This window comes from Candidatus Zixiibacteriota bacterium (assembly GCA_040753875.1).
In the GTDB taxonomy this organism is placed as follows: domain Bacteria; phylum Zixibacteria; class MSB-5A5; order GN15; family FEB-12; genus DATKJY01.
The window spans coordinates 1-25,588 of the sequence record JBFMDV010000005.1 but is presented as its reverse complement, the minus strand read 5'-3'; the positions used below and the strand labels follow the sequence as shown (position 1 = coordinate 25,588).

At 56.0% G+C, this 25,588-nt stretch carries 22 protein-coding genes and 2 tRNA genes; 9 read left to right on the top strand and 15 right to left on the bottom strand.

Annotated elements, in window-relative coordinates:
* Positions 1-93 precede the first annotated feature (93 nt).
* From AB1644_01620 to AB1644_01610, 3 genes are all read left to right on the top strand, one after another.
* On the top strand, positions 94-1,977 hold the full coding sequence (locus AB1644_01620; protein MEW6049747.1) for a hypothetical protein: 1,884 nt from the start codon (positions 94-96) through the stop codon (positions 1,975-1,977).
* A gap of 97 nt (positions 1,978-2,074) precedes the next feature.
* Positions 2,075-2,147 (top strand) — tRNA-Gly (locus tag AB1644_01615).
* Between the two features lie 11 nt (positions 2,148-2,158).
* A tRNA-Cys gene (locus tag AB1644_01610) sits at positions 2,159-2,230 on the top strand.
* A 39-nt stretch (positions 2,231-2,269) separates the two neighbouring features.
* Here AB1644_01610 and AB1644_01605 read toward each other — a convergent pair.
* Both AB1644_01605 and AB1644_01600 read right to left on the bottom strand, forming a co-directional pair.
* The gene (locus AB1644_01605) at positions 2,270-3,658 is read right to left on the bottom strand and encodes a M64 family metallopeptidase (GenBank protein MEW6049746.1); all 1,389 of its coding nucleotides are present in this window, start codon (positions 3,656-3,658) and stop codon (positions 2,270-2,272) included.
* Entirely contained in the window at positions 3,658-4,095 is a 438-nt protein-coding gene (locus AB1644_01600) for a hypothetical protein (GenBank protein MEW6049745.1), read from the bottom strand. The genes AB1644_01605 and AB1644_01600 overlap by 1 nt, the downstream gene beginning before the upstream one ends.
* Positions 4,096-4,431: 336 nt before the next feature.
* On the opposite strand from AB1644_01600, the gene AB1644_01595 reads away from it, so the two are divergent.
* Together AB1644_01595 and AB1644_01590 are read left to right on the top strand one after the other, a co-directional pair.
* Positions 4,432-7,290 carry a hypothetical protein gene (locus AB1644_01595; protein MEW6049744.1) on the top strand — a complete coding sequence of 953 codons (2,859 nt, stop codon included), beginning with the start codon at positions 4,432-4,434 and terminating at the stop codon, positions 7,288-7,290.
* Between the two features lie 387 nt (positions 7,291-7,677).
* A complete protein-coding gene (locus AB1644_01590) occupies positions 7,678-7,863 on the top strand; it encodes a 4Fe-4S binding protein (protein ID MEW6049743.1) in 186 nt (61 codons plus the stop codon).
* Positions 7,864-8,124: 261 nt separating this feature from the next.
* Here AB1644_01590 and AB1644_01585 read toward each other — a convergent pair whose 3' ends face one another.
* Positions 8,125-8,814 (bottom strand): DUF1573 domain-containing protein, encoded by a 690-nt coding sequence (locus tag AB1644_01585; protein ID MEW6049742.1) that lies wholly within the window; start codon positions 8,812-8,814, stop codon positions 8,125-8,127.
* A gap of 1 nt (position 8,815) precedes the next feature.
* Positions 8,816-9,805, bottom strand: a complete 990-nt coding sequence (locus AB1644_01580) for a cysteine synthase family protein (protein ID MEW6049741.1) — start codon at positions 9,803-9,805, stop codon at positions 8,816-8,818.
* A gap of 173 nt (positions 9,806-9,978) precedes the next feature.
* On the opposite strand from AB1644_01580, the gene AB1644_01575 reads away from it, so the two are divergent.
* Positions 9,979-10,611 carry an SPOR domain-containing protein gene (locus AB1644_01575; GenBank protein MEW6049740.1) on the top strand — a complete coding sequence of 211 codons (633 nt, stop codon included), beginning with the start codon at positions 9,979-9,981 and terminating at the stop codon, positions 10,609-10,611.
* A gap of 88 nt (positions 10,612-10,699) precedes the next feature.
* On the opposite strand, the gene AB1644_01570 is transcribed toward AB1644_01575, so the two are convergent.
* The 3 genes from AB1644_01570 to AB1644_01560 form a co-directional block, all read right to left on the bottom strand.
* A complete protein-coding gene (locus AB1644_01570) occupies positions 10,700-12,640 on the bottom strand; it encodes a S9 family peptidase (GenBank protein MEW6049739.1) in 1,941 nt (646 codons plus the stop codon).
* Between the two features lie 154 nt (positions 12,641-12,794).
* A complete protein-coding gene (locus AB1644_01565; GenBank protein ID MEW6049738.1) occupies positions 12,795-13,079 on the bottom strand; it encodes a two-CW domain-containing protein in 285 nt (94 codons plus the stop codon).
* 12 nt (positions 13,080-13,091) lie between these two features.
* Positions 13,092-15,182 (bottom strand): tetratricopeptide repeat protein, encoded by a 2,091-nt coding sequence (locus AB1644_01560; GenBank protein MEW6049737.1) that lies wholly within the window; start codon positions 15,180-15,182, stop codon positions 13,092-13,094.
* A gap of 247 nt (positions 15,183-15,429) precedes the next feature.
* On the opposite strand from AB1644_01560, the gene AB1644_01555 reads away from it, so the two are divergent.
* Together AB1644_01555 and AB1644_01550 are read left to right on the top strand one after the other, a co-directional pair.
* Positions 15,430-16,857 carry a hypothetical protein gene (locus AB1644_01555; GenBank protein ID MEW6049736.1) on the top strand — a complete coding sequence of 476 codons (1,428 nt, stop codon included), beginning with the start codon at positions 15,430-15,432 and terminating at the stop codon, positions 16,855-16,857.
* A 426-nt stretch (positions 16,858-17,283) separates the two neighbouring features.
* Positions 17,284-19,308, top strand: coding sequence for an ATP-binding protein (locus AB1644_01550; GenBank protein ID MEW6049735.1), 2,025 nt, complete (start codon positions 17,284-17,286; stop codon positions 19,306-19,308).
* Between the two features lie 3 nt (positions 19,309-19,311).
* Here the strand turns inward: AB1644_01550 and AB1644_01545 are convergent, their stop codons facing one another.
* The 7 genes from AB1644_01545 to AB1644_01515 form a co-directional block, all read right to left on the bottom strand.
* Positions 19,312-20,406 carry a FlgD immunoglobulin-like domain containing protein gene (locus AB1644_01545; GenBank protein MEW6049734.1) on the bottom strand — a complete coding sequence of 365 codons (1,095 nt, stop codon included), beginning with the start codon at positions 20,404-20,406 and terminating at the stop codon, positions 19,312-19,314.
* A 180-nt stretch (positions 20,407-20,586) separates the two neighbouring features.
* Positions 20,587-21,300: a HAMP domain-containing sensor histidine kinase gene (locus tag AB1644_01540; GenBank protein ID MEW6049733.1), complete on the bottom strand. Its 714-nt coding sequence runs from the start codon at positions 21,298-21,300 to the stop codon at positions 20,587-20,589.
* 111 nt (positions 21,301-21,411) lie between these two features.
* Positions 21,412-21,732 (bottom strand): response regulator, encoded by a 321-nt coding sequence (locus AB1644_01535; protein ID MEW6049732.1) that lies wholly within the window; start codon positions 21,730-21,732, stop codon positions 21,412-21,414.
* 2 nt (positions 21,733-21,734) lie between these two features.
* A complete protein-coding gene (locus AB1644_01530) occupies positions 21,735-22,181 on the bottom strand; it encodes a response regulator (protein MEW6049731.1) in 447 nt (148 codons plus the stop codon).
* Complete coding sequence (locus AB1644_01525; GenBank protein ID MEW6049730.1) at positions 22,147-22,707, bottom strand: ATP-binding protein; 561 nt, start codon at positions 22,705-22,707, stop codon at positions 22,147-22,149. The genes AB1644_01530 and AB1644_01525 overlap by 35 nt, the downstream gene beginning before the upstream one ends.
* A 15-nt stretch (positions 22,708-22,722) precedes the next feature.
* Positions 22,723-23,565: a PAS domain-containing protein gene (locus tag AB1644_01520; GenBank protein MEW6049729.1), complete on the bottom strand. Its 843-nt coding sequence runs from the start codon at positions 23,563-23,565 to the stop codon at positions 22,723-22,725.
* Positions 23,529-24,236, bottom strand: a complete 708-nt coding sequence (locus AB1644_01515) for a hypothetical protein (protein ID MEW6049728.1) — start codon at positions 24,234-24,236, stop codon at positions 23,529-23,531. Before AB1644_01515 ends, AB1644_01520 begins: the two co-directional genes overlap by 37 nt.
* A gap of 317 nt (positions 24,237-24,553) precedes the next feature.
* Here AB1644_01515 and AB1644_01510 point away from each other — a divergent pair, with 317 nt between their 5' ends.
* Positions 24,554-25,000, top strand: coding sequence for a VOC family protein (locus tag AB1644_01510; protein MEW6049727.1), 447 nt, complete (start codon positions 24,554-24,556; stop codon positions 24,998-25,000).
* 376 nt (positions 25,001-25,376) lie between these two features.
* Here the strand turns inward: AB1644_01510 and AB1644_01505 are convergent.
* On the bottom strand, positions 25,377-25,588 hold a 212-nt coding region (locus AB1644_01505; protein ID MEW6049726.1), incomplete at its 5' end, for a hypothetical protein.

Genomic DNA, 25,588 nt, shown 5'->3' with positions numbered 1-25,588 from the left:
GCCTGAAATCGACAGTATATTAAGATTGAACGCTGTGATAGTCACAGACACCGTAGTCGGCCTGTGGATCACTGAGAGCCTATGGAGAGACAGTTGAGAAATCTGACCAAGTTCTTGCTTCCGATCCTCCCTGCCTTGGTGATCTACACGGTAATCTGCTACTACCTGAATTACACCCAGGATGACTCTTACATCTCTTACCGTTATGTAGCCAACTTTCTGGACGGGCACGGACTGGTGTTCAATATTGGTGAACGCGTTGAAGGATTCACCAATTTCGGATGGGTCATTTTCTGCATTCTCTGGGGCGAGTTCGGTCTTGACTACATTCTTATTTCCAAGATCGTTGGTCTGCTGTTTGGGGCCGGGGCCATCATTGTTACCTTTCTGACCGCCCGTCGTCTTCTTTCCGGTCATCATGAATGGTACGCGGTCGTCCCCGTGTATGTGTTGGCCGTCAATTTCCCGCTGGCCTACTGGGCCCCCGCCGGCCTGGAGACAGCGGCATTCGCATTCTTTGCAGTGCTCTCGTTGTATCTTTATCTAAAGCGAAATCACCTGCTCATTGCCTCGTTGCTGCTGGGGGTGTGGATGCGTCCCGAGGGGGGATTGGCGGCGGCTGTGCTCATCGCGGTGGAGGCACTTGTCGAACGACGGCTGCCGCTTTTCACTTTGAGATGCTCGGCTGTGGCATTTGTGCTCTCACTGCCATATGTCGTCTTCAAGTACCTCTACTATGGATCCATCTTTCCAAACCCATTCTACGCCAAGACCGGATTCACTATCGAACAGCTCCAGAGCGGTCTTGCATACGCGGGAGACTATTTTCTTCGTCTGGGGTTCGTTGGACTCGGTTTGGTCGTTCCCCTGCTGTTTGCGCGGAAACTGACCAGGGACCTGATAGCTGTCTGGTTATTCACGATACTCTATACGGCATACATCGTCGTTGTGGGCGGCGACGGTCTGAAACTGTACCGATTCTTTCTGCCGTTGTTCGGCGCCTCGGCGATCCTGATCACAGCGTCAGTGATCCTCACGACCCAGTGGTTACCCACAACGGCACGTCATGTCGTGCTGGGAATATGCGGCCTCGCACTCATGGCTCTGACCTACTACCTCCCTCGGAAAGAGGTCCACTCAGCGAATTATTTCGGAACCGGTCTCACCGAGACCATGTCGGCGACCGCAAGCGCGATGAAACTGACGGATTCCACGTCTTTCTCGTTATCTGTTCCCACGATCGGGATCATCGGCTACGAACTGCTCGGCCACGATTTGATAGATATGGTGGGACTCACCGATTCGACCATAGCGCGCCATCCGGAAGAACCGGTCCCCGGCATGACCATCACCTGGAAAGAGAGTAACTACAATACGCCGTACCTGTTGCAGCGCGCTCCCGATTACATAGTTTTCTCGACCGGTATGAAACCAACCGCACCGGCCGAACAAGCGCTCCTGTTGTACCCTCAATTCGTGGAGTCGTATCGGAGCGTCGGCTGGTACTATCAGTCGGTATCGAATCCGAAATCGGGTCGTCTGATCAGCGCGTTCAAAAAAATGCGGCCGATCCGCGGGCCGATAACCCGCACGTATCCGTTGAAATGGGTGGAGTATTACAAGGCGGGATGCGAGGCGCTTACTGCACGCAAGTTTGCGGTGGCGATCAATGCATTTAATCTGGCGCTGGCGGTGCCCGGATGCCCGCCGTACCCGGAAATGTTGTATCTCATGGCCTATTGTTATGGCGGCCTTAATCAGGGTCCGCTGGCTCAGCAGCTCATGGACAGTGTCCTGGCGCGGGATTCGCTGGTTTTCGGAGCTCATGCCGATTTGTATTTGTACCGGATGCTCAACCATGATACAACCGGCGCCAGCCCGCACCGGGAATGGCTGGCAAAATATGGCCCGTGGTATTTGCCGCGACTGGATTCCGTGGCCGCGCAAGCCGATATCAGGCAGGGAGAATCGGGCTGAGAGACCGGAGCGACGAGCCATCGGATAGTGTCTCAAAAGAAGTTGACAGCCTATACGATACCGTATATATTTTTGACCGCCATACAATGATATGTAAGCGGGAATAGCTCAGTTGGTAGAGCACCACCTTGCCAAGGTGGCTGTCGCGAGTTCGAGTCTCGTTTCCCGCTTTTATTATTCGGGCGCCATAGCCAAGTGGTAAGGCAGAGGTCTGCAAAACCTTTATTCCCCGGTTCGAATCCGGGTGGCGCCTCTTTCTTCTGCGGGACATCTCGGACGTCGGGAAACGCCGTCACGGCAACGGACACACCGGCAGCGGCACTGCGAAAAACAGGTAATCCACCAGCAGCGTCAGATCGCTGATATCGATCGCACTGGAGCCGTCAATATCATTCTCCGGATCGCAAGGGGAGATCGTTCCGCTGTTGAACAGGTACTCGACCAGCGCCGTCAGATCCGAAATATCCGTTAGGTCATCAATGTCACCATCGATATTCCCCGTTCGATCCCGGCAGCAGCCCGTTACCGTCACCGTCCAGCCGTGCCATTCGTCGAGCAATCCTTGTGGGTCCATCCGAACAGAGCTGCTGTTGTCCCATACTTTTGCCTGAATGCGATGTGTGCCCAAACCAAGTTGATAACCTATAGCAACAAGACTCGTGTCCGTAGCCCCTGGTATCGGAATACTGTCCAGATGCCACTGGCAGGATAGCGGGAGACCATTTGGCATCATGGTCGTAACTCCGAGATTCTGCGATTCGACCGTCGTCATGGTCAGAGCCGGCGCGGTGGGGGAGAACCCCTGGATCGGCGCCACTCTTGCGTATTTCGCCAAAATCAACTGCTCCTTGCAAATATCGCAAAACTGCTGATAGAGGGAGCGCATCTCGCAGTTCAGGCGCGGGCGGTACCATCCGGTTGTGTGATAATGTGCCCCCTCGAACAGACCCACTACGCCGCTATAGCCCGAATTCTCCGGAGTCGGGATTGGAGTGCTCGGAAGTATCCAGGGATTCCATTTTATCAACTCGCGGACGGTCTGTTGCGTAGTGTTCGGTTCTTCGATATCCGGGTAGCCCGGATACGCGTCCTCGTATTCATCCCCCAGCCCCGCCAGCGTGTGCCCAAGCTCATGCACAACTACCTCCGGTGCCGCCGAATGGTTGGACAGTACCGCAATGTCTCCACCAGAGCCGCCATACTCCGGATCGTTGACTATTACGGCTATTATATCATACTCGGGAAGCCAGGTGCCAAGCAACGAATACACTTTCCCGGCCCCATGACTGTAATCCGGATCCCAGTCGTTCGGTGGGATCGTTACCAGCCGTTGGATACCGTAGCAATCAAACGAACTGCTGAAATAGGTGTTGCGATAGATTCCTGAGAACGGATGGTCAGACCCGGATTCAACCGATGGAACGTAAATAGTGAAGACATTGTAGTACTCGGCATAGTCGGAAAACGGTGAGAATGACAACAGATAGCTTTGGAGCACGGCCGCGTCGGCATCGAACTTGTTCTGTTCCGCACTCGTGTACCCATCGGCCAGCATCACGAAATTGATGCGCTTTTCGCGCGGACCGTTATCGACAAGCTGCTTGAAAACGACCTGACACAGCGCCGGGGAGACGCTGATGGTGACGAAGAATAACATGAATAAGGCCGTGACCCGTCTCATCACTTATCCCCATGCAGGTCGTCAAGGCGGATAGCACCGAGCCGCCGTACCACTTGTTTGCGCGAAACATCAGTTGACAGGGCTACACGAGAAAATACGACCTGATCAACAGCATCGTTGTATGGAATGCGAACGGTAAACACTGCTTCATCCAATGCAACCACCTTCGACCTGAGTCGACTGGGCTGATCCGGATCTTCGTATTCGAATCTCTTAATGAGCGGATCTGCTACAATGCCCGATGTTAAGACAGAGCCATCGTCGAGAACGACCTCGTAGAGAATACCGGAACGGTTCGATTCACCCCTTGGCTGCTTGAACGCTCCCTTGACCACCTTCGCGCTTTCAAGCCTCACTCCGGAGGAATCAACATGTATCTGGAGGAAAGCGACGCGGGTGGCTGCATTGTCGGCACCCAGCGTCGAGCCAACGAGCATCAGTATCAGAAGAAGGGCAGAGGCGAGTGTGTGGAATCGAGGGCGCGTAAACCTTGCTCCTTTCATGCGCGGCGGTAGAAGGTGGGACGAGTTGGGGAACTCTCACGACTAATATAGGCCCGACACTTACCTCTCGCAACAACAATTTGAGGTGAGAATGACGGAAGTTCTTGACAGATAGCACCAAATGAGATAATTTATAGACAGATTCATCCACAACGGGCTGGTCCAACTCCGCGCTTGTCAGCTCGGCCCGACGATATATCAGTACAGTCCATCGGCAGCGAATGCAAGGATGTCGTTGCTCATTGACAAAACCTTTGTCCGGGAGGTCGTATGAAACGACACACGCTAATGCCAGCGTTAGTGGGAGGGCTCTTGCTGGTTCTGCTCGCAGTTTTCTTCGACGGCGCAGGCCCGCCGTCGGCGCAGAACATCTCGCCGGCACGACCTGGGCTCATCTTCACTGTTACCAGTCTTGCCGACGCCGGTCCCGGCACGCTTCGAGCGGCCATCCAGGCCGCCAACGGCAGCCCGGGAAACGACCTCATCAATTTCGCCATAATGCCTCCGGGAATACCCCCATATACCATTATGCCGCTGTCCCAGCTCCCGCCCCTGACCGATCCCTCAGGTGTCACTATTGACGGCCTGAGCCAGGCCGGTGCCGCGCCCGGTGCAAATCCTCCGTCTACGGCCACTCTGGTAATGGAGATCGACGGCAGTCTTGCCGGAGCCGCCTGCGGCCTATGGATCCAGTCCAACTTCAACGTGATTCAGGGACTGATCATAAACGATTTCCAGGAGGACGGCATTCGCATCGAGGCACCGCAGGGCGAGGCCTGCTATAACATCATCTACTGCAATTTTATCGGCACCGATATGACCGGCACAATTGACCGTGGGAACGGCCTCAGTGTGCCGACTCTCTGGGCTGGCGTCATGATCAAAAACCTCCCCGGCACCTACACCTGCGACAACATCGTCAATAAGAACCTGATATCAGGCAACTGGGCCGACGGTGTCGCTATCATCGGTCCGATGCAGCCCGGCGATGTCTGGAACAACCGGGTAACCTACAACTATCTCGGTACCGACATCACCGGCACGGTCGATCTCGGCAACGATCACTGCGGCGTCACTCTGGCCGAGGGGACCCATGACAACCTCATTCGCGGAAACCTGAGCTCCGGTAACGACTACGACGGCGTCTCTATCAACGGCTTTAATAACGTCCAGTACCAGGCACCACCAATCCAGACCTACAACAATATAGTCGACTCGAATATCATAGGGCTCACCATCACCCTCGCGACTCTGCCGAACAGTACGCACGGCGTGGCTGTGGGCATGTACGGACCAGCATTCTGGGGATGCGCTGATCGAAATCGGATTGGCCCGGACAACAAAATCGCCACCAACGGTTGCGTAGGAGTCGTGGTCTGGGAGGACCCCGTCAACGCCACGAATGCCGACAAGAACCGGATTACACAGAACTCGCTCTACGATAACGCCTCAATCGGCATAGACCATCAGCACAACGGTGTGGGCATAAACGATCTCGGCGATCTGGATACCGGCCCTAACGAAGAACTGAATTACCCGGTCATCACCTCTGCCGTCTATGCCGCTGCAGGTACGCCAATAATCGGCACGCTCGGCATTGACACTGACCCCACGCAGGCCACGGTCGAAGTTTTCAAGGCGGCACTTGACCCAACAGGCTTCGGCGAAGGGAAGACCTACCTGGGTTCCACCAACCCCGATGCCCTCGGAAACTGGAGCCTTACCGTACTCGGTCTGGTAGTTGGTGATTCGGTGACGGCAACAGCAACTGATCTGAATGTCAATACATCGGAATTCAGCGCCACAGTCGTCGTGACCGGCGAGCACGCTCTGGACACCTGCGAATATTACAAGCCGGCCTATGTCGATTATGCACCGGCAGGAGTGCCCGATTTCGACCAGAAACAAGACAATTGGTTTGTGATGGTCGGTCAGCCGCCAGTGCAGCAGTGGACGCATTGCGGTCCGCTGGCCCTCGCCAATTGCTTCTGGTGGTTTGACTCCAAGTTCGAGACAGTTCCGATCCCGCCGCCGACAGTCAACGATCATTATCCGTTGGTACGGTGGTTCTCGACAATGCCGCCGGTTCTGGATGACCACGATCCCGTAAACGTCCTGCCATTCGTAGACACTCTGGCCAAGTACGCCCTGACCAATCAGGGTGGGAAGACAGGTACCAACGTGTTCGATCTGGCAACAGCCGCACAGCAGTGGATTGACAGCTGTGGTCTGACTCCCAAGTACAATATTCAGGTTGTGCCGATCGATCCGGCGTTTGGATTCAGATTCATCAAGGAGCAGGTGCTGCTCAGCCAGAACGTCATCTTGCTTCTGGGCTATTGGGAAGAGATGACCACCATGGTCTGTGAGCGCGTCGGCGGCCACTTTGTGACCGTCGCGGGTGTATGCACCAACCCGCTCGATTCCGCGCTCTGTATCTCCGATCCGTACTTCGACAACAACGAAGGGGTCGGGCACGCCCCCAACGTGCACAATGATGCCCAGTACGTTTCCGGTCCGCACGGAACCATGCATCACGACCGCTACAACGTCATCCCCGCGGGCTGCATGCCGCTGCAGGCGCCTCCGTTTAGCTGCGAGCTGGCCAACTATCCGGTCGATCCGGTCAATTTCTATGGCCAGAATGCATTTGACCCGACCGGTGCGCAGCACCAGTATCAAGGCGGACCAATGCACACGCTCATCGAGTATGCCATCGTCATCTGTCCGGTTGTGCCGGACACCGATGGCGACGGAATTCCCGATGATCAGGATAACTGTCCGTTTGACTACAATCCGGGTCAGGAGGATGGTGACCTGGATGGAGTCGGTGATGTTTGTGACAACTGCCCGTACGACTACAACCCCCTGCAGGAGGACACCGACGGTGACGGTATCGGCGACAGCTGCTGCTGCATCAACGTCACCGGCAACTGCGATGGCGATCCCGCCGACCTGGTCGATATCTCCGATCTGTCCGCCATGGTTGACTATTTGTTCTCAGGCGGCTCCATTTCGGGATGCCCGACCGAGAATGACGTGACCAAAGATGGCACCGTCGATATTTCCGATCTGAGCGCACTGGTTGATTTCCTGTTCTTCGGCGTCGCGCTGCCGAGCTGTCCGTAAGATAGTTCGAAGAACAGACAGTGCGATCACTTGCGTAAAGCAGGGACCCTCTCGGTCCCTGCTCTCAGTCAGGCGGTGAGTCTGGCAGTGCGTTGCAGATCATGCCGATTGGCTACCTCTTATTCTTTTTCTTTGGCGCGTTGCCATTGTGTTCGTAGCACCTTCATTCCGCGCGTATTTTATGTAAAAGGGCCGCTTCGTCGTGCAAGAGGCGGTCCGTTCGTATGGCGCGCAATTCTTACCAACTTGTATTGAATTCAAGGACGGATATCCCGCGCTCTCAAAATCTTCAAAGTAGCCCTTGTCCCTGCGTATTCCCCTTAGGTATATTGTCCGCCGCATGAACGAGAGTGACAACACGAAACTCATTTGCGGAGGTGGTTGTATATGGCGATGAAAATAACCGAAGAATGCACGGCCTGTGGCCTGTGTCTTCCCGAGTGTCCTACCAGTTCGATATCGGAGGGGGACATCTATGTTATCAGCCCGGATACATGCAACGAATGCGAGGATCAAGACGATGGGCAGCATTGTGTGGCGGTCTGCCCGGTTGACTGCATCGTGAAAGCCTGACGTCGATTCATCAAAACGAACCGTCGGTCTGACCGGCGGTTTTTTTTTGGCTGGGTGTGTTCGCGAATCGTGGGAGTTTGCGGAGCAGAGACATTAAAAGAGGGTGCTCATCTGGTTGGGTAGAGGGGGCTAGGAAACTACCCAGGGACAGCAGAGAGTCACCCTCGGTTCGTATATAATCGCCCGCATCGGAATTTTTGTCAAGCCATTTGCCGCCAACATTTAGGCATTCGGCTCGAAAGTGTTACGTTCGCAGGCGATCTAATAGCGGACAATTTTGACCGGAATGGTCAAGAATACCGGGTCTTTGATGTCCGGCACCACCGCCTTCAATCGAAAACAGGTGTTCACCGTCCCGGCCCCAACCTTGTCTGACACGCTGACATCGAACGTGGACGACTGCCCTTTCCGTACTTCGGACTTCGCCAGCGACACTGTCAGCAGGTTGTCGGCTGTGCCGGCCGGCTCGAGCCCGTACGACTCGAATTGCGTGTTGGTCAGTGTTACTTTCTTGGCCTTGTGACCCGGCAAGAAAAATAGAGAGATCGGCTCCGGTTTCAGGCCGGCTATCCATCGACCCACATTCGACAGATAAAACAGCTCGATTTTCGGCGATCCTGGGCCGTCGGTATACAGCGTGATAGATTTGCTCGTCGGGCCATAGTAATCCCGGGTGCTGAACGTCACATGGACCGTCACCGAGTCTCCCGGGCGTACTGTGGAGTCCGACAACTGAGCAGTCGAACAGTCACAGGGGACCTTCATGGAATCGATCCTGACCGGTCGGCTGCCGGGATTATGAAGCTTGTAGTCATGGTAGACTTGGTAATCAACTCCGATATGCCCGAAATCATAGATCTGCTCGTCGCAGCGAAGCCCCTCTTGGGCGCCAATCGATGACGCGAGGATCAGGATTGCCCCGGCACCGGCCATGATCCAGCAGCGCAACATGTCAGCGCTTCTCCTCTGACATCGGCAGGTACCCCTGCTGGCGCATCCAGGAATCGTTGTAACACTTGCTGAGATAACGTATACCGGCATCGGCGAAGATCCCTACTATGATCGCGCCCGACCCCGCTTTCGCCGCCACCTGTTCCATCGCCACCGCCACCGCACCTGAGGATCCACCGGCCGAGATCCCTTCCTTGCGCGCGATCTGGCGGGCTCTATTGAACGAGTCCTTGTCCGACACCGTGATCACCGCATCCACGTACTGCGGGTGAAACGCTTTGGTGATGACATCGGAACCGATCCCCTCGACCTTGTACGTGTACCCGGTGGTCTCCTTCCGGTCGCGAATATAATCCGCGAAAATGGAGCCCTCGGGGTCAACCGCGATTGCCTGTATGCGGGGGTTTCTCTCCTTCAAGAATCGCGCCATACCCGAAAACGTCCCACCAGTCCCGATTCCCGCCACGAAATGCGTTATCCTGCCGCTGGTATCGTCCCAGACCTCCGGCCCGGTCGACAAGTAGTGGGCCTCCACGTTGTCCTGGCTGTCGTACTGATCCAGGTCGAAATATCCCTTTTCTTTGGCCAACCGACGGGCCACCATGTAGCACCCCGCCGGATCATGATGAGCCGCCTCCGTGGGGGTGACAATGACTTCCGCCCCGTATGATCTGATCAGGTCGACTTTTTCCTGACTGGTCTTCTCGGGCGTCACCAGGATCGCCTTCAAACCGAGTACCGATGCCACCATCGCCAGCGCCGACCCGGTATTGCCCGAAGTATTATCGATCACCGTGTCCCCCGGTCTCAGGCGCCCTTCCGACATGGCTTTCCGGATTATGTGAAGCGTCATCCTGTCCTTGATGGATCCTGTCGGGTTGAAAAACTCGAGCTTGACGTACGCCTGTGGGCCGGGGACCGGAATTCCGGTCTGCAGGCGCAATAAGGGGGTCCGACCAATAAGGTCCAGTATGCTTTCATATGCGCGCATTCATTCTCCTTGTGTCCTCCATATGTTATACACCAGCTTTCGCGAATTCAAGATTTTTCATTTCCGCCACAATCTGCCGTTTTACATTGACACTGCCGTCGACGCCCAATAGTTTTTGTCGCTGTGCCGAGCCGGGTTCGGCCGGGTCTCGATGAATACGGAGTAACATGACGATGACGACACGAGTTTTGGTGATTTTCACAGGTGTTATGGCGGTTGGTCTCATTTCCTGCTCGGAGGAACGGAAGCGGGAGGCGGCCCGTCTGGAGAGAATGTTGTCCGGCGATACGGTCGCCCAAATCGACAGTTCATACTCGACCATCTTGCAGGACAGCTCCCCAGTAGTCCAATATGCAGAGTACCTGACCGACAGCGCCATGGAAGCCCCTATCGGGGCAGATACCGGCGTCGACAGAACCGCGACAGAACAGACCGCCGTCACCCTTATCGACCAGGTCACTGTCGAGCCGATGGCAGCGGACGTGCCACCAGATACGGTCCCGGATATCAACGCTATCCCGGAGGAAGCCGCTGTCTCCCGTCCCACCATGCCTCGTCGTCCAGTAGGGGAGAGTTTCACTGTACAAGTTGGGAGTGCCGTGACATTGGTGGAGGCGCGGGCGTTGGTCACTAAGCTCGAGAACGATGGCTACCAGCCGTATATTGCCACGGTGACTGTCAATGATCGTGACCATTACCGCATTCGCGTCGGACGCTTACCCACGTCCGATGAAGCTATGCGCCTGAAAGACGAGCTGGCAACGAAATACGCCATAGAGCCCTGGATCGACAAGATCTCCGAATAACAGGTAACTTAGAAGACAGGCCATATAGAAAAGCGGCCGGGGAACTCCTCCGGCCGCTTACGCATATCAGTCTGCGATATGAAGCGGACTACTGACCGGTCTGGGCCGACTCGTCCTTGCGCAGATGCTTGCCGAAGAACTCCACCTGCTTCCGATACTCGGCAATGATATTTACGCGCTTTGACGAACCATGTCCTTCATCCGCGAAGATCAGCGAATCGACAACGCCGCCGTTGTCCTGGATCGCCTTGATGATCTGCCGCGCCTCCGATATAGGCACTCTGGGATCGTTGGCGCCATGCACTACGAGCAGCGGCGTCTTGATCCGGTCTGCCTTCCAGATAGGGGAGATCTCCCGCAGGAACGCGCTATCGGACAGCGGGCCATACTCTGCTTCGCGGAGCGCCCGCCGATAAGCCGCGGTGTTCTGCAAGAACGTCACGAAGTTGGCGATTCCCACTTCGTCCACTGCCGCGGCGAACAGGTCCGGATACTCCGTGATCATCCCCAGCACCACATAGCCTCCGTACGATCCGCCGCGAATGCCGATCTGACCCGCTTTGGAATATCCGTTGGCGATCAGGTAGTCGACCGCCACCTTGTAGTCCTTAAGTGAATTTTTGCGGTTCTTGTAGTTGTCCAGGTTGATGTACTCGCGCCCGTACCCCTCCGAGCCCCGCACGTTCGGCTGAATAATGCCGAAACCGTTGAGAATCAGATACTGGATATTCCGCGTGAAATATGGGCGTGACTGCCCCTCCGGCCCTCCGTGGGCATCCACCAGGAATGGGATCGGCGTCCCTTTTTGATAGTTCTTGGGAAGGTAGAGGAGTGCGGGGATTTCGAGACTGTCGAAACTCCGATAATGAACAAGCGCCGGTTCACCAAACAACTCGCGGTCGATACCCGCATACGGAGCAAAGGTAAGCTGTTTGAGTTCTTTCGTGGCAGGGTTCCACCGCCATACATCCGGTGCATGGGTCGGGCCGTTGAACGATACGATGCAAGCACCACTCTGATCGAAAAGCGGACCCCCCAGCATCCCGGCCAGCGGGGGAGACGGCAGTTCAGTGCGGGACTCAACTTCCCGTATCTTCAGGCGCATATAACCGTCTTCGTTGATCGACACCGCCTGGTATTTGTAGTCGCGCGAGAACCCCAGCCCTTCCACCTCCCATTTCGGGTCGACCCAACCGTCGGTGACAAATTCCACCTCCGGCGAGCCAACCCGCATCTTCGCCAGCCGCGAAATACCATCCGGGTTGTCGTTGCAGAGCACCCATATCGTCGTGTTGTCGGGCATCAGCGTGGGAGAGGAGTACATGACATCGAGCGTATCCGAGGTCAACTTCTGATGACCGCCAGTCTTCAGGTCAACCAGATACAGGTCGTTGTCGACAGTCGACCGATAGTTCGAAACGATAAGCTTGTTTCCATCCTGCGAAATATCGGCGATGGAGTTGCTACCCCGCACGCCGGCAGTGTCTCCGAAGACCTTGACCGACTGACCATCGGCCAGGCTCATCCGGTAGATGAAAAAGTCCTTGAGATTCTCTTCGTTGGAACGGTAGTATATCGACCGGTCGTCTTTCGCCCACGTCACCGACCCGAACTGTACTTTCGGCAGATTGGTCAGCCGGGTGACCTGGCCGGTTTGCGTGTCCATCAAGAAAAGCTGTGACTGCTCCGACCCTCCCACCGATGCTCCCACGATCGCCATATCACTGCCGTATGACAATGTGAAGAAATCGATGCCATCCTCGAACATGCTCAGTTGATACGGCCAGCCGGCCTCAGTCAACCGGTACACTTGGTTGGCCCCCGACATGGAGGAAGTAAAGAACACCTGTTTCCCGTCCCAGCTCAATCCCGCCGCCGATGATCCGCCAATCTGGAGAAACGTGGCGATATCCGGAATATATTTCTGCTTTCGCAGGACCCTTTGCTCGATTGTCGCAGTTTGGGCAATAGCCCCGGTAGTCAATGCCAACATTACCGCAAGCTGTGCGGTGCTTCGAAAGACTCGCATATGCACATCGGCCTCCAGACGGCTGAGATTTCAAGTCATCATTTCTTGGACGATTATAGAGATCAAAGGTTGTGGGGGCAACAGCAAAAAGACCCGCTCACCTGCCGGCGGCAGGGGAGGGGCCTTGGCATTCACCGGCGGCGGCGCGTCTGCCTTACGCCGTGACTGAGAAGTACTTGCAACTCACAGCGTCGGCCTGTTCGAACACGACTCGTCGATAGAAGTCGCAGGTATGACAACTAATAGGGGTGCCGCCACGCGGGTCGCAGCAACCGGCGTTGACCACCGCCCAGCAAACCCGTCCGGCGCCGCGTCCGCCGTTCACACCGTCATATTTCATTTCCGACGAAACCGGGCACTCCCCCAGAATCTCTGCCAGAAGTCCCCCTTTTTCGCGACCGCAGTTCTTGTACTGCCAGCAGTTCAACTTCCCGTCCATCGGCCCCCACCGCTACTCGTTGCCGACCAGACTCATCACCGCGCTGAAGCGATTGTCTCGCGCCAGACGGTTCTGCGCTTCCGGACTGGCGATTGATTTGTACTTCTCGTAGGTCTTTTTTACATCCTTGATGTCACCGTTCGCCAGATAGCTCAGCATCAGATGCTCGTACACCTCGGCGTTGTTGGGATCGAGGTCCTTGGCATCCTTGAAGTACTTGATCGCCTTCTCGAAATTCCCCTGGTTGAACCTGGCTTCCCCCAGTCCCATGTAGGCTTGGGGGTTGCGGCGGTCCAGACGCGTCACCGTTTCGTAATCTGCAATAGCGGCGATCTCTTCGCCTTTGTCGAGATATAAGTCGGCCCGGCCTAGGTACGCTGCACCGGACTTGGGATTCGCCTCGATAGCCTTGTTGTAGGCCTGCACCGCCTGATCGTAGTTCTTTTTCATTCGGTACATTTCCGCCGACTTGAGAAAGTCGTCGTGGGCCGCCTGCTTCTGTCCGGTAGCAGCATATGCCTTTGCCCTTGCCATATAGGCCGCGATATAATTGGCGTTCTGCTCTATCGCCGTTGAAAAACTGCCGATCGCCGCTGCGTAGTTCTGTGCGTTCATGGCGGTTTGGCCGTCGTTGTATGCCTGCTCCGATGGATTCAACTGTGGCGCTGCCGGTTTCTGTTGTGACGGGCTGAGTGTCACCGCCAGAACAGCAGTCTCACCTCCGGTCAGGTCGATTGTGCCCGTAGCTGTCTGGTACCCTTCTTTCGAGACACTGTACTGATGGTTCCCGGGTTTCAGACGCCCGTAGGTGAGATTGCCGGCCCCCAGGACTGTATTATCGATCACCAAGCGTGCCCCCTCGACATTCGCTGCCAGTGTCACCCGGGCGTTCGCTCTCGTCACTTCGGGCACCACATTCGCCGGTTGCTGAGGCGGAGCTTCCGTCTGGCGGTCTCGCTCGCGGGCTGGCCGTGTCGTCACCGGCGCACTTTGTGTCGGTTCAATCTCTGCCGCTATTTCCTGTTCCCCGGCCGGCTCGGAACGAAGTACCAGCGTGGTGATATCGCCACCCACTACCGTGGCGTAATCAACCGCCACCCGTCCATCCGGCAGAGCATATTCGATCTTATGGCTTCCAGGTGGCAGGGGATCGGTTTTGAAGAACCCCTGCGAATTGCTGGTGTATTTTTTGCCCAGATCCGGAAAACGAACCGTGGCACCCGACAAATACGGCTGCATCTGCTCGTCGAGGATAAACCCCACCACTTCGCCTTTGCCGCTCCCTTTGCCGGTCAGAAACTGGCTGGCCAGGACGAGGAGTACCAGCGTGAAAACTCCCGCTGCCACACTGAACGTCACTTTGGGGCTGAAGTTCTTCTTGCGCAGAACAAACACCCGCTCGTTTATCAGTAGCTCATCGTGGTCGTGAAGTTCCAGATGTCCCTGAAGCCTGATATAGTTCTTGAAAAAGAACGCTACTCCGCGTCCACGCTTGGCCACCGGCGCTTTAGGGAATTCACCAGTCGCTTCCTTGCTCGTCGGCGAAACACCGCCGTTCAGGGCTGCGCTGACTGCCTGTTTCCGGGCTATGGCGGCGCTATCGGGCGCTTTGGCCGCTTGTTCAATTGAAGACATGTTCTTAAGCAAATTCCGCTTCTCATCCTCACTCAAGTACGATGACGAACCGCTGTAAAGATTCTTCTCGATCGCCTTGACTTCGTCGACTGATAACCGTCGCAGTCCGCCCGTATCGTCCGGCCCCGGTTGTTTGACGGCGGTACCACTAGTGGCTGGGACGGACCCGGGTGTTATCTGGATCGGTTGTGTCCCAGAGGCCGACGGAACTGAGGGAGAGGTCGGCGCGGTTCGCTGGTCCGTGTCAGAAATATGCTCCATGATCTCGGCGCTGGATTGCAGGCCCAGATCCTCGGACTTCTCTTTCTTGTTCCCGACCACATGCTGTGAATAATCTTCATGCCCTTCCGTGACGACAAAATCCAGGTCATCATCGCCGGCGGGCGGTTCACTCGCTTTGAGAGCTTCGCGGTCGAGCTTGACGCCGCAATGCTCGCAAAATTCAGAACCCTCAAAGAGGAGTTCCACCTTGCAGTTTGGACACCTGTTTAGCGACACGTTTCCCCTTCACAAGCTGGTGAATCCGTTTTAATCAGAATATCGACTTAGGGCTATATTTCTTTAAATAAACCGGTCCGGCCATTCGTCTCCACTCGGTCAACTCCATTGCAAATATGGGCTTGACACCCCTTGCCTGGCCCTATATACTGGCCGTCTGTTGTTGGGAAGATTCTAAAGACCCGTTCCGGCTTCGTCCGGGAGGAGGAAGGAATAGATGCTGAGGCGAATTAACCACCTGCCTTTCTTAGTCTTAGCCGCCATGCTGGCCCTGAGTCTGGGCTGCTCACAGCCCGAAGATGTCGTGACATCAATTACATCGACTACCCTTACTCTCTCGGTGGAGCGTCTGCCCACCACGCCGGACGGCATGATCTATGAGCTCTGGGTCGCCGGTACGAGCGACACTATTTCCCTCGGGAAATTCTTTTGGGATAACAGGAATGCGCGATTCGCAACGCCGGGGACGGGTGGCACCTGGATGACCCGTTCGAACGTTTTTCTTTTTGAAGATGATATCCTCAAATACATGGTCACCAACGGCAACAAATCGCTCAAGTACAAGTCACTGTTTATTTCCGTGGAGACCTATCCCACGGATGCCGCACCGCACGGCCCGATTATGCTCATTGATGATATAACGGACCCAGGAATCGATCCGCTCGACTTGGTGTTTCCGGAAAGCGACACCATGTGGCTGTCGACAGTGCGCATGAATATGGAAACGGTGTCCGACCGGGACGGGAATGTGGGGGATGGCAGTGGTATCTGGTTCTCGATCTACCGTGACACGATCCACGAGTATCTCGATTCCATAGATCTGGACACCTCATCCACGATGGTCGAAATCCCTCCTGCGGCACAGAAGCCGGAGAGTCTCTACGTGTGCAACCTCCGGAACATTCGCGTTGAAACGACTCTGGTCGCATTCGGGCCGGATACTTTATATTACAGCAGCGACACGCTGAAGAAGGTTGCCGTTCGCTACGATTTTGATTTGTGTGTGCCCGCTCCGCCGTATCAGCGGCCGGACTACGATTTTGTGTATCAAACAACTCCGGTTTTGGCCGAGCTGCATATTTTCACGCAGGACAATTTTGCCCTGCCTGACTTCACCCCGTGGGGCTGGAAATACAAGGGCTGGGTAGTGTCAAACGCGATACCGAAAACAGCCGTCGGACCCTTCTCACCGCCTGCCTGGGTATACAAAGGGGTCAGTTTCAACTATATTCCTGGCGACGACGGAGGTCTGATGTCAACCGGGACCTTCTCCCATATCGACCTGCCCGATGATGATGGCAACCCCTTCGGTTTTCCGAAACCTGCGTCATCCATGTACCCGGTTACTCCGCCGTATCCGGGCGGCGACTTTATCAACTCTGCTGCCATGAGCGCGAGATTCGGTATAAGTTCGATCGACTTCATTGGTGCCCCCGGCACGGCATTTATAAGCCTGGAACCGATCAACAATCCGGACACAACCACCAATTTCCCGCTAATTGTCATGTTGCGGTCGTTACCTACCGACCGGTCGGTCATTTCTGACACTAATACCGTGTCGCTGAATATGTTCAATAAGTCTTCGCATCTGCGTGGAGATTTACAAGGCTTGCCAATAGTTTCCGTTGGCATTGATCGTTTCTGATCTGCTATGACGATTTGAATCGGGCCGGCACGTTGTAGTGCCGGCCTTGGTCTGTCTTGCGAACTGGCTGATCACAAGCGGGTTTGTGCACGTAGTTGCGTATCCGGTAAACCTCTTGCGGACCAACGCCCTCTTCGCTTGACGTTCACGGGGTCTGCTGAGCCTGCCTCGCCCGTTTTCAGCCTTTAAGGCGCCCGGCCTGGCGCTGCCACCGGCCGGCACAGCGGTTGCACTGAATCTCCAACGGCCCCAAATTCGCGGGTGGCCGAAGCGTATACAAATATAGGGAGTGGTGTGTGCTGGTTCGCCAGCCACCTGACGTTAGAGTCGGGCATCCCCCCTCCACCACTCCCTACTTTGTTCCCCGGCGGATCCGACCCTCATCTTTACCTTGCCGCAGCCCGCTCGCGCCGATAATTTTCGGACATGTCGAGCCGCGCCTCTACAATCGAAACCCGCCTCGGCCAGAGATCGCTGGTTGTCATTTTCCTGATTATCGCGGCGGCCGTGCTGGCGGTCACGTGGATCGGTATCCGCGAGAGCCGCAACGACAGTTTCCGACTGCTGGTGCTTCAAGGGACCGCGTTTACCGAGGCGTTGGCCGAGGCCTCTGAGAATGCCATCGCCGCCGAAATGTATTATGATCGCCTGGCGCAGCGCCGCTATATGGACCTTGCCGGCGAGCTGTTCGCGCTTGATACCCGGCCCCCGTCCAATGCCATGCTGGCCAGTTATGCCCGCGCCCATGACCTCAATGGCATTTACCTCTATGGCGCCGACTCGATACTGACTGCTGCCGGCACCGCTCGCGGAGAACGCCTGAAACCGCCCGAATGGATCGACCAAGAAGTTCGCTCGCTTATCGCTCATCCGGTGACGCGTTCGGTTCTCCTGAATGAAGCCAATGAGGAGACGGGTGAAAATGTCCAGTACTATCTCGAGATCGCCAACGAACTCGACCGGGTGATCGTGTTTTCGAGCGATGCCCGCTCGTACAACGAAGCGCTCAGCCAGACCGGTATCGGATTCCTGGCCCAGCGGATGGCCCAGGAGAAAGGCGTAGAGTACATCATCTACCAGTCCACCAGAGGGATCATCTTCTCTTCGCGGAAGGTCGGCGATCTGCTCGCGATCGAATCTGACCCCTTTTTGAAAAGCGCCCTCGACAGCGATACAATCATGAATCGACTCTATGATTTTCAGGGGACCAGGGTGCTTGAGCTGGTCCGTCCTTTTGCCACCCGGCGGTATCCGTTCGGGCTGTTCCGGATCGGTATGTCTCTCGATGGTTTCTATCGCGTGTCGCGCGGCTATGACCGCCAGATGATCGTCATGTCCGCCATACTGTTCGCGCTGGTTGTCGTGGCGATGCTCTACATCAACAGCCGCCACCGACGTCGTGAGATCAGCCGTCAGTTCAGTGATATCAAGACCCTCACCGATCGAATATTTGAACAGATGAAAGTTGGCGTGGTTGCCTGTGACGAGGACGGCATCGTTCGCCTGGCCAATGACTCGTTTGTGGCTACGATGGGAATTTCTCAGGCGGTTGGACGACCGCGCCAGGAGATTGCCGGACTGAATCCTCTTCAGTTCGATTCGTTTATGACCGGGCAGCTCGGAGCCGATGAGTTCGAGACCCATATCACCGTTAACAACAGCCGACGGACGCTCCTTGTGGCCCGCTCAAAGGTCATCTACGAAGATAGCCGCCGTACAGGCGTTGTGGCCGTGACCTATGACATCACGCGCTATCGCGAGTACGAGCAGGAGGCGGCGCGACGGGAACGGCTGTCCGAGATGGGCAACCTGGCGGCCGGCGTTGCCCATGAGATACGCAATCCCCTCAACACGATCTCTATCGCCGCTCAGCGCCTGGCCTCGGAGTTTTCTCCATCTGAGCGCAGCGAGGAATATGCGGCGTTCACGGAGAAGATTCGCACCGAGACCAAACGGCTCAACGACATCATCACTCGCTTCCTGGCGCTGGCGCGCGAGGAGAAAAAACGAAGTGGTGCCGTCGATCTGTCGGCCGTCATCGCATCATTTGCAGCGCTGGTCAAAGCCGAGGCTGAAAAACTGGATATCCGAATTGATCTCTCCGTCGATACTGATCTGCATGTCGCTGGAGCTGCGGACTCCCTGCATCAGGTGCTATTGAATCTGTACAACAATGCCAAAGAAGCGCTTGGCGGACACCCCGGCCGGATGTCACTTGCTGCTCGCCGCGACGGCGATCGGGTACTGCTTTCATTCGATGACAGCGGCCCCGGCATTCCGGTCGAACTGAGGGAAAAAGTGTTTACGCCCTACTTCACAACCAAAGAGGTCGGAACCGGTCTGGGACTTCCCACCGTTCATCGAATAATCAGCGACCTTGGCGGCACAGTCGCGATAGGGGAGAGCCCGCTCGGCGGCGCCGCCTTTGTGATATCACTGCCTTCGATCTGACAGTTACTTCAAAAGCACCATTTTTCGGCTCACCGTGCGATTCCCGGCCGTCAAACAATAATAGTAGATCCCCGATGACACCTGATGCCCGTGGCCATCGCGTCCGTCCCATTCCACGCTATATTCCCCGGCTGTCGACCGGCCATCGACCAACGTGCGAACGTGTTGTCCGAGCGTGTTGAATATTGCCAGCACTACATCGGTGTTTTGTGTCAGCGTGTACCTGATAGTGGTGCTCGGGTTAAATGGGTTGGGATAATTGTGTTCAAGCTCGACCCCGACAGGCAGCGGCGTTTCGACACCTCCGCTGAACCCGGTAGGGTCATTCCAGCCCGCCAGTCGGGCCATCAGCCACCACCATGCCTTCCCCTTCTGATAACAATTGAAACAGTGCGAGTGGGCACATGATGCACAACTCGGACAGGTATGCGTCCCGCACCAGGCGCTGCACCAGGCGCAGGCATCGGTTTCATCCGGGTAGTAGGTCCCGGACGGATCGTAGCTTTCGATATCCGCAAAATCGAACAACACCTTGTTATTGGCCAGGCAGTACTGCCGGATCTGGTTGTTGCGAACATACAGATTTCCGGTCGGACCGCCGCCGTCCAGGTGGCCGGTCATGTAGACGAAGATTACATTGGAGTAATCCAGTTCGAGTTGCGCCATGGCCTGAAGGTAGATGTTAATCCCCGCCTCCGTGTTGTCCGACACACCGGTGCACCAGGACCACATGACGACGTTGAAGTTGTTACCGGCTTCGTTCAGTCTCTGGCGGGTGATAGGCACCCAGCTCGTGTCACCTTGTGTCCCCAGATCATCACCGTATTCGACGAACCCGTTGAATGTGTATAGCGTGTCTTCGGTGGCCAGCATGTTCTTGCCGGTGACCACCTGGCTGCCGTGGGAGGTGTGCCCATAGAAAATATGATAGTTGGCTTTGATCTGGTTGATCGTTGCCGCCGGGATATTTCCAAACGAGTTGACGATCTGGTGTTCGGCGACAATTGCGGCTGCCTGTACCGGACTCGGCCCCGTGCTCGACGAGCAGGACGCCAGCACGGCTGCGGCCACAGCAATAAACAGGATTACTTTGCGCATATATGCTCCCGGATATGGTTTGATATGTCCATAATATCGGTAAGGAAAGGGCCGGACTGAAGAAAAAAGATACGGGTGATGCGCCTGTCCGATTCTCAGGGCTGTGGCGTCACGGTCCAGTAACAGCCTGCCGTCGTGAAAGGAGTCGAAGAGGGTTGGAAATGGTCGCCAGAAGCGATCTCAGGCCATCATGGCGTGCGATTTGCCCAGGTCCGCTGTTGCCGGCTGCACGGGCGACCTGCGCGGCAGCGTGATGTTGAACGTGGTCCCAACAGACAAGGTGGATTCAAAACTGATCCCCCCGCCATGAGCGTCGATGATTCGCTTCACTATGGCCAGGCCGAGGCCGGTACCGCATGATTTGCCGTGCGTGACGAACGGCTCGAAGATCGTTTCCTTAATCTCATCGGGAATCCCCGCGCCGGTGTCCGAAACGGCAATCTTGACCTGATCGTTGAGTGACTTGATAGAAACGCTGATCTTGCCCCCGGCGGTCACGGCGTCGCGCGCGTTGTTGACAAGATTCAGCAGTGCACGAGCCAACTTGTCGGCGTCGACCGGCACTATCAGATCGTCATCTTTAGAATTCCCGATATCCAGCGACAACGTTATACCGTCGTTGGCGAATGGTTCGGCGTATGTGCCGATCAGGTCCAAGATGAGTTCCCGAAGGTTGGTTTCCTGCACCGACAGATTGGAATCGCCGCGCACGAATTCCATGATCTCCTGGCTCATCCCGGTGATCCGGCGGATTTGCTGCTCGATGACGGTACAGTATTTCTCGTGATCGGACAATCCGAGGTTGGGCTTGCGTAACAGGTCGGCGGCCAATTGCACGACCAACAACGGGTTTTTGAGATCATGGATGAGTGATGTCGTGAGCTCTCCAACCATGCGCAACCGTTCGGATTTGCGAGCTTCTTCTTCGGCTGCGCGTCGTGCTTTCCTCTCGGCCGCGTCACGCAGTTCTCGCTGAACCGCGGGAACCAGGCGAGCCAGGTATCCTTACATGACGTAGTCCTGGACCCCTGCCTTCATGGCCGAGACTGCGATCTCCTCGCCGATGGAACCGGACACGATGATGAACGGGATATCCTTGCCGCTCTCCCGGAGAATATCAAATGCCATGATCCCCGTGAATTTTGGCATGAGGTAGTCCGCTATGACAATATCCCAGGCCTCGTCATTGAGCGCCTCTCTGAAAGCGCCTGCTGTTTCCACGCGAGAATGGGTGGGTTGGAAGCCGCCGAGCGTCAACTGCCGGAGCAGCAGAAGCGTATCCGCTTCTGAATCTTCTACTATGAGAACGCGAAGAGGAACAGACATGGCTACCTCACTTGCAGGGCAGGGACCTCGTTCAAGAGAAGCCAGTACAACCCCAAAGAGCGCACCGCCTCAGTGAATTGGTTGAAGTCCACCGGTTTGCGGACATAACTGTTGGCGCCTAACCCATAGCCGTTGAGCAGGTCCACTTCCTCGTTCGATGAGGTGAGAATGACCACCGGCAGCAGTTTCGTCCGCTCATTCGCCCTGATGCGTCGAAGTACCTCCAGCCCATCAATCTTCGGCAACTTCAGATCCAGAAGTACTACCTGGGGCAGTTCAGCCGGATATCGACCGGCGTACTTTCCGCCGCCGAACAGGTAATCAAGCGCCTCGGCGCCGTCACGCGTCACCACTGTTTCGTTCGTGATATTGTTCTGCTTGAGTGCCCGCAGCGTAAGCTGCAGGTCGTCGTCGTTATCCTCGACTAACAGTATGACCTTGTGGTGCATAAACACCTCCCTGACAATTGATTGATTCCAATGTGAAAAAGAAAGTCGCGCCCTCGTTTATCGCTCCCTCCGCCCAGACATCGCCGCCATGTCGCCGAATAATTCGTCGGACTGTCGCCAGGCCGATCCCGGTACCCGCAAACTCGCCTTCCGTGTGCAGGCGCTGGAAGGCATTGAACAGCTTGTCGACATACGTCATGTCGAAACCGGCGCCATTGTCCCGCACGTACAACACTCGTTCGCCATCCTGTATCATCGATCCAAGTCGGATCACGGGCCGTGCCTTGCGCGCGGTAAATTTCCAGGCATTCCCGAGCAGATTCTCAAGCAGTACCGCCAACAGTTGTTGATCCCCCTGTACATACAATCCATCTTCGATATGGACTTCAACCTGCCGGTTTGGCTCGCTGGTTCGTAATTGCTCGACAGTCCTCCGCGCGAGAGAACTGATATCTACTTCATTGACCACCAGTTCGGCGCGAGAGACTCGCGACAGTCGGAGAAGATCGTCGATGAGTTGAGCCATCCTCTGAGCGCCGCCTCACACCCGCTTGAGATAGTCCTTCGCTGCTCCGTCCAGCTTGTCGCCGTAGTCTTCCATCAGGGCGAGACTGAACCCGTCAATAGCTCTAAGAGGCGCCCGCAGGTCGTGGCTGACCGAGTAACTGAATGACTCAAGCTCAGCATTGGTTGACTGCAGTCGTACATTCTGTCGCAACAAATCATCGTACAGAGCCTGGACATTCTCATCGCTTTGGCGCAGCTCCTCCTCCATTCGTTTTCGCTCCGTAATGTCGTACGAGATTCCCCCCAGGGCAACCATACTCCCGCTTTCGTCACAGATGGGAAACTTGTGCGAGAGGTACGTTTTGGAACCGGACGGAATCTGTGCCGTCTCTTCCACTTCAATCGCTGCCCCGGAATTCCATACACGCTCATTGTGGTTGTGATAGATGACAGCCCGATCGGCCGGAAACAGATCGAATAATGTCTTGCCGATCAGTCCGCCCGTGCCTACCTGGTAGAGATCGTCAACCTGCCGGTTCGTGTAGACGAATTTTCCATCTCGATCGAAGATGTATATCGAGGTCTGAGCGGCGTCGAGCAGCGCTCGCAAGCGCTGGTCGTTCTCGCGCGCCGATCTCTCCAGACGGTCGAGTTGAGACTGTGCGCGGTCTATCGCACCTGCTCCCATGCGAATGAGTACTACCAACAGCGTAATGGTTGTGACTACTGATAAAGCTACTCCAACACCCGTGCCGTACAAACCGTGCCGCTCCCCTGCCCAGCGCAGCCAGCCGGCCATGATAGGCACGGCTATCGCCGCGGGAAGAATCCAGCGAAGCATTATGCCGGCCGGAGAACTGGAGAACATCGAGGCCATGATTCGCCGGTCCGGCTCAAGCGCAACCCCCCAAGGCAGATAAAGAAAAAAGCCATCGCCGTATTGAGGGCCATCGAACCGTGCATCCCCAGGTCCCGCATCCCGGATTCATCGAAAAGGTAACCGACCAATACAAAAACTGCGACCAGGGCAGTAGCTGAGAGCAGAAGGTCCGTAAGACGCTGTACCCGTTTGTATGACGCAGCTATTACGTGTATAGCCAGGCCGGCCATCAGGAAGCAGACGCCTGTGATGAAAGCCATGCGTCCCGGGCTCCAAGTTTCGATGGCATCTGGATATTCTCTGAACAGAAGCTGATCGATACCGATGTCGAATGCGAATACAGACTCGGCAAGTGAGAGTACACCGAGGACGCCAGCCAGCAACGACAACGTGCCCGCCAACCTCCGTGCAAACCTCCGGTCTCGACCCAGGCTCAAGAGAACGATGGAAACTGCCAGGAACACTAAACCGACTGCGGTATTCGGTTTCATCGTCACGAAGCTCGGATGGAAACCCTTGAGCACGGCATTATCGAATGCCCAACCAGCCAACGCCAGCAGTCCAATAACGGCGGCTGTGCCACCGAAGGCAGCGGAAGCGACCGTCAGCCAACTGATGTCTCTTGAAGTTCTGTTTCCGGCAGTCATGATACTGTTTTGTTCCCTCATACCGACAGCCCATGACGTCCAAGCGTGCGTCAAATCGTGACAGCTGGGAGACTGTCAATCGGGACTGCGAGAATTACATTCTCTACAAGAAATAATCGGCAAAGTCTGTCCATTTCTTCAGCAGGGCCGTATGGTAATCTGCCCCACTGAACTGTTAGCAACCCAAAGGGGAGCTATCGAACGCATTCCGAAAGTGATTGCGCCACCATCCCTGATAGTGTAATCTTCAACTCACCGGGCACAGGAGAGGGTGTGGCTTGGTGCCAGTGGCGTTACACCCGCAAGTTTTCACAAGGGTCCAAAGAAAGGAGAGACATATGACAGTGAAACCTATCCCTGATGGCTACCACAGCGTCACCCCATACCTGGTCGTGAAAGGTGCTGTCAAACTGATCGAGTTTCTTGAAGGTGCGTTCGGCGGCAAAGTCTCCGAGAAAATGATGCGCCCGGACGGGACCGTTGGGCACACCGAGGTCCGGATCGGTGATTCGGTCCTGATGCTCTCGGATGCCACAGGGCCTCACAAGCCGATGCCGTCGTGCCTCTATCACTATGTGAACGATGTCGATACCGTCTACAGGCGTGCCTTGCAGGCCGGCGGGACATCCATGGCTGAGCCGGCAAACCAGTTCTGGGGTGACCGTTGCTGCGGCGTGGTCGACCCGAGCGGCAATTCATGGTGGATCGCCACACGTGTCGAGGAAGTCCCCCTGGCGGAACTGGAACGCCGGGCCGCTGAACAGTTCGCCCAGCAAAAGTCTTAATACGCCATATCTTTTTCGAGACAAAGTGCGTCAGTTCACGTGACCCCGATTGCGTCGGGGTCGCAGAAACTGACGCAACTGATTTTCGCGACTTATGGGACGGCGTCAGGACGTCTACCGTTTACACATTGGTACAAACCGGTAACATCGTTTACATAATAGGCCGAGGGACAGATTGGACAGGGCATCCAACGATGAGGTAACACAGCTAATCGGGACTGTTGAAAAAGTGGCGGGTCACACGGCCGCGCTTCAACGCCAGCATACACCGTCATCGTCGCACTGAGCGAAGTCGAAGTGCGGCGATGATATAACGTGCGGCCGCAAGACCCGCCACAACGAACAATTGCTACTGACTTCGGAACGGCATAGTTTTTCAACAGGCCCAATCATGTGTGCCCTGGCCGGTCAGGCAGATGATCTCGGCAGCAACAAGTAGCGTCGGGCGAGGACGCCCGACGTCACACATGACATCTTTGCGTGCCACTCTGGCCACCAACCCGCCCCAAGGAGCGGGGTACCCCACCGCTTGCGGTGGGATTACGGTTGCCGGAACATGGCAGATTACACCTTCGCCAAGAACTCCCG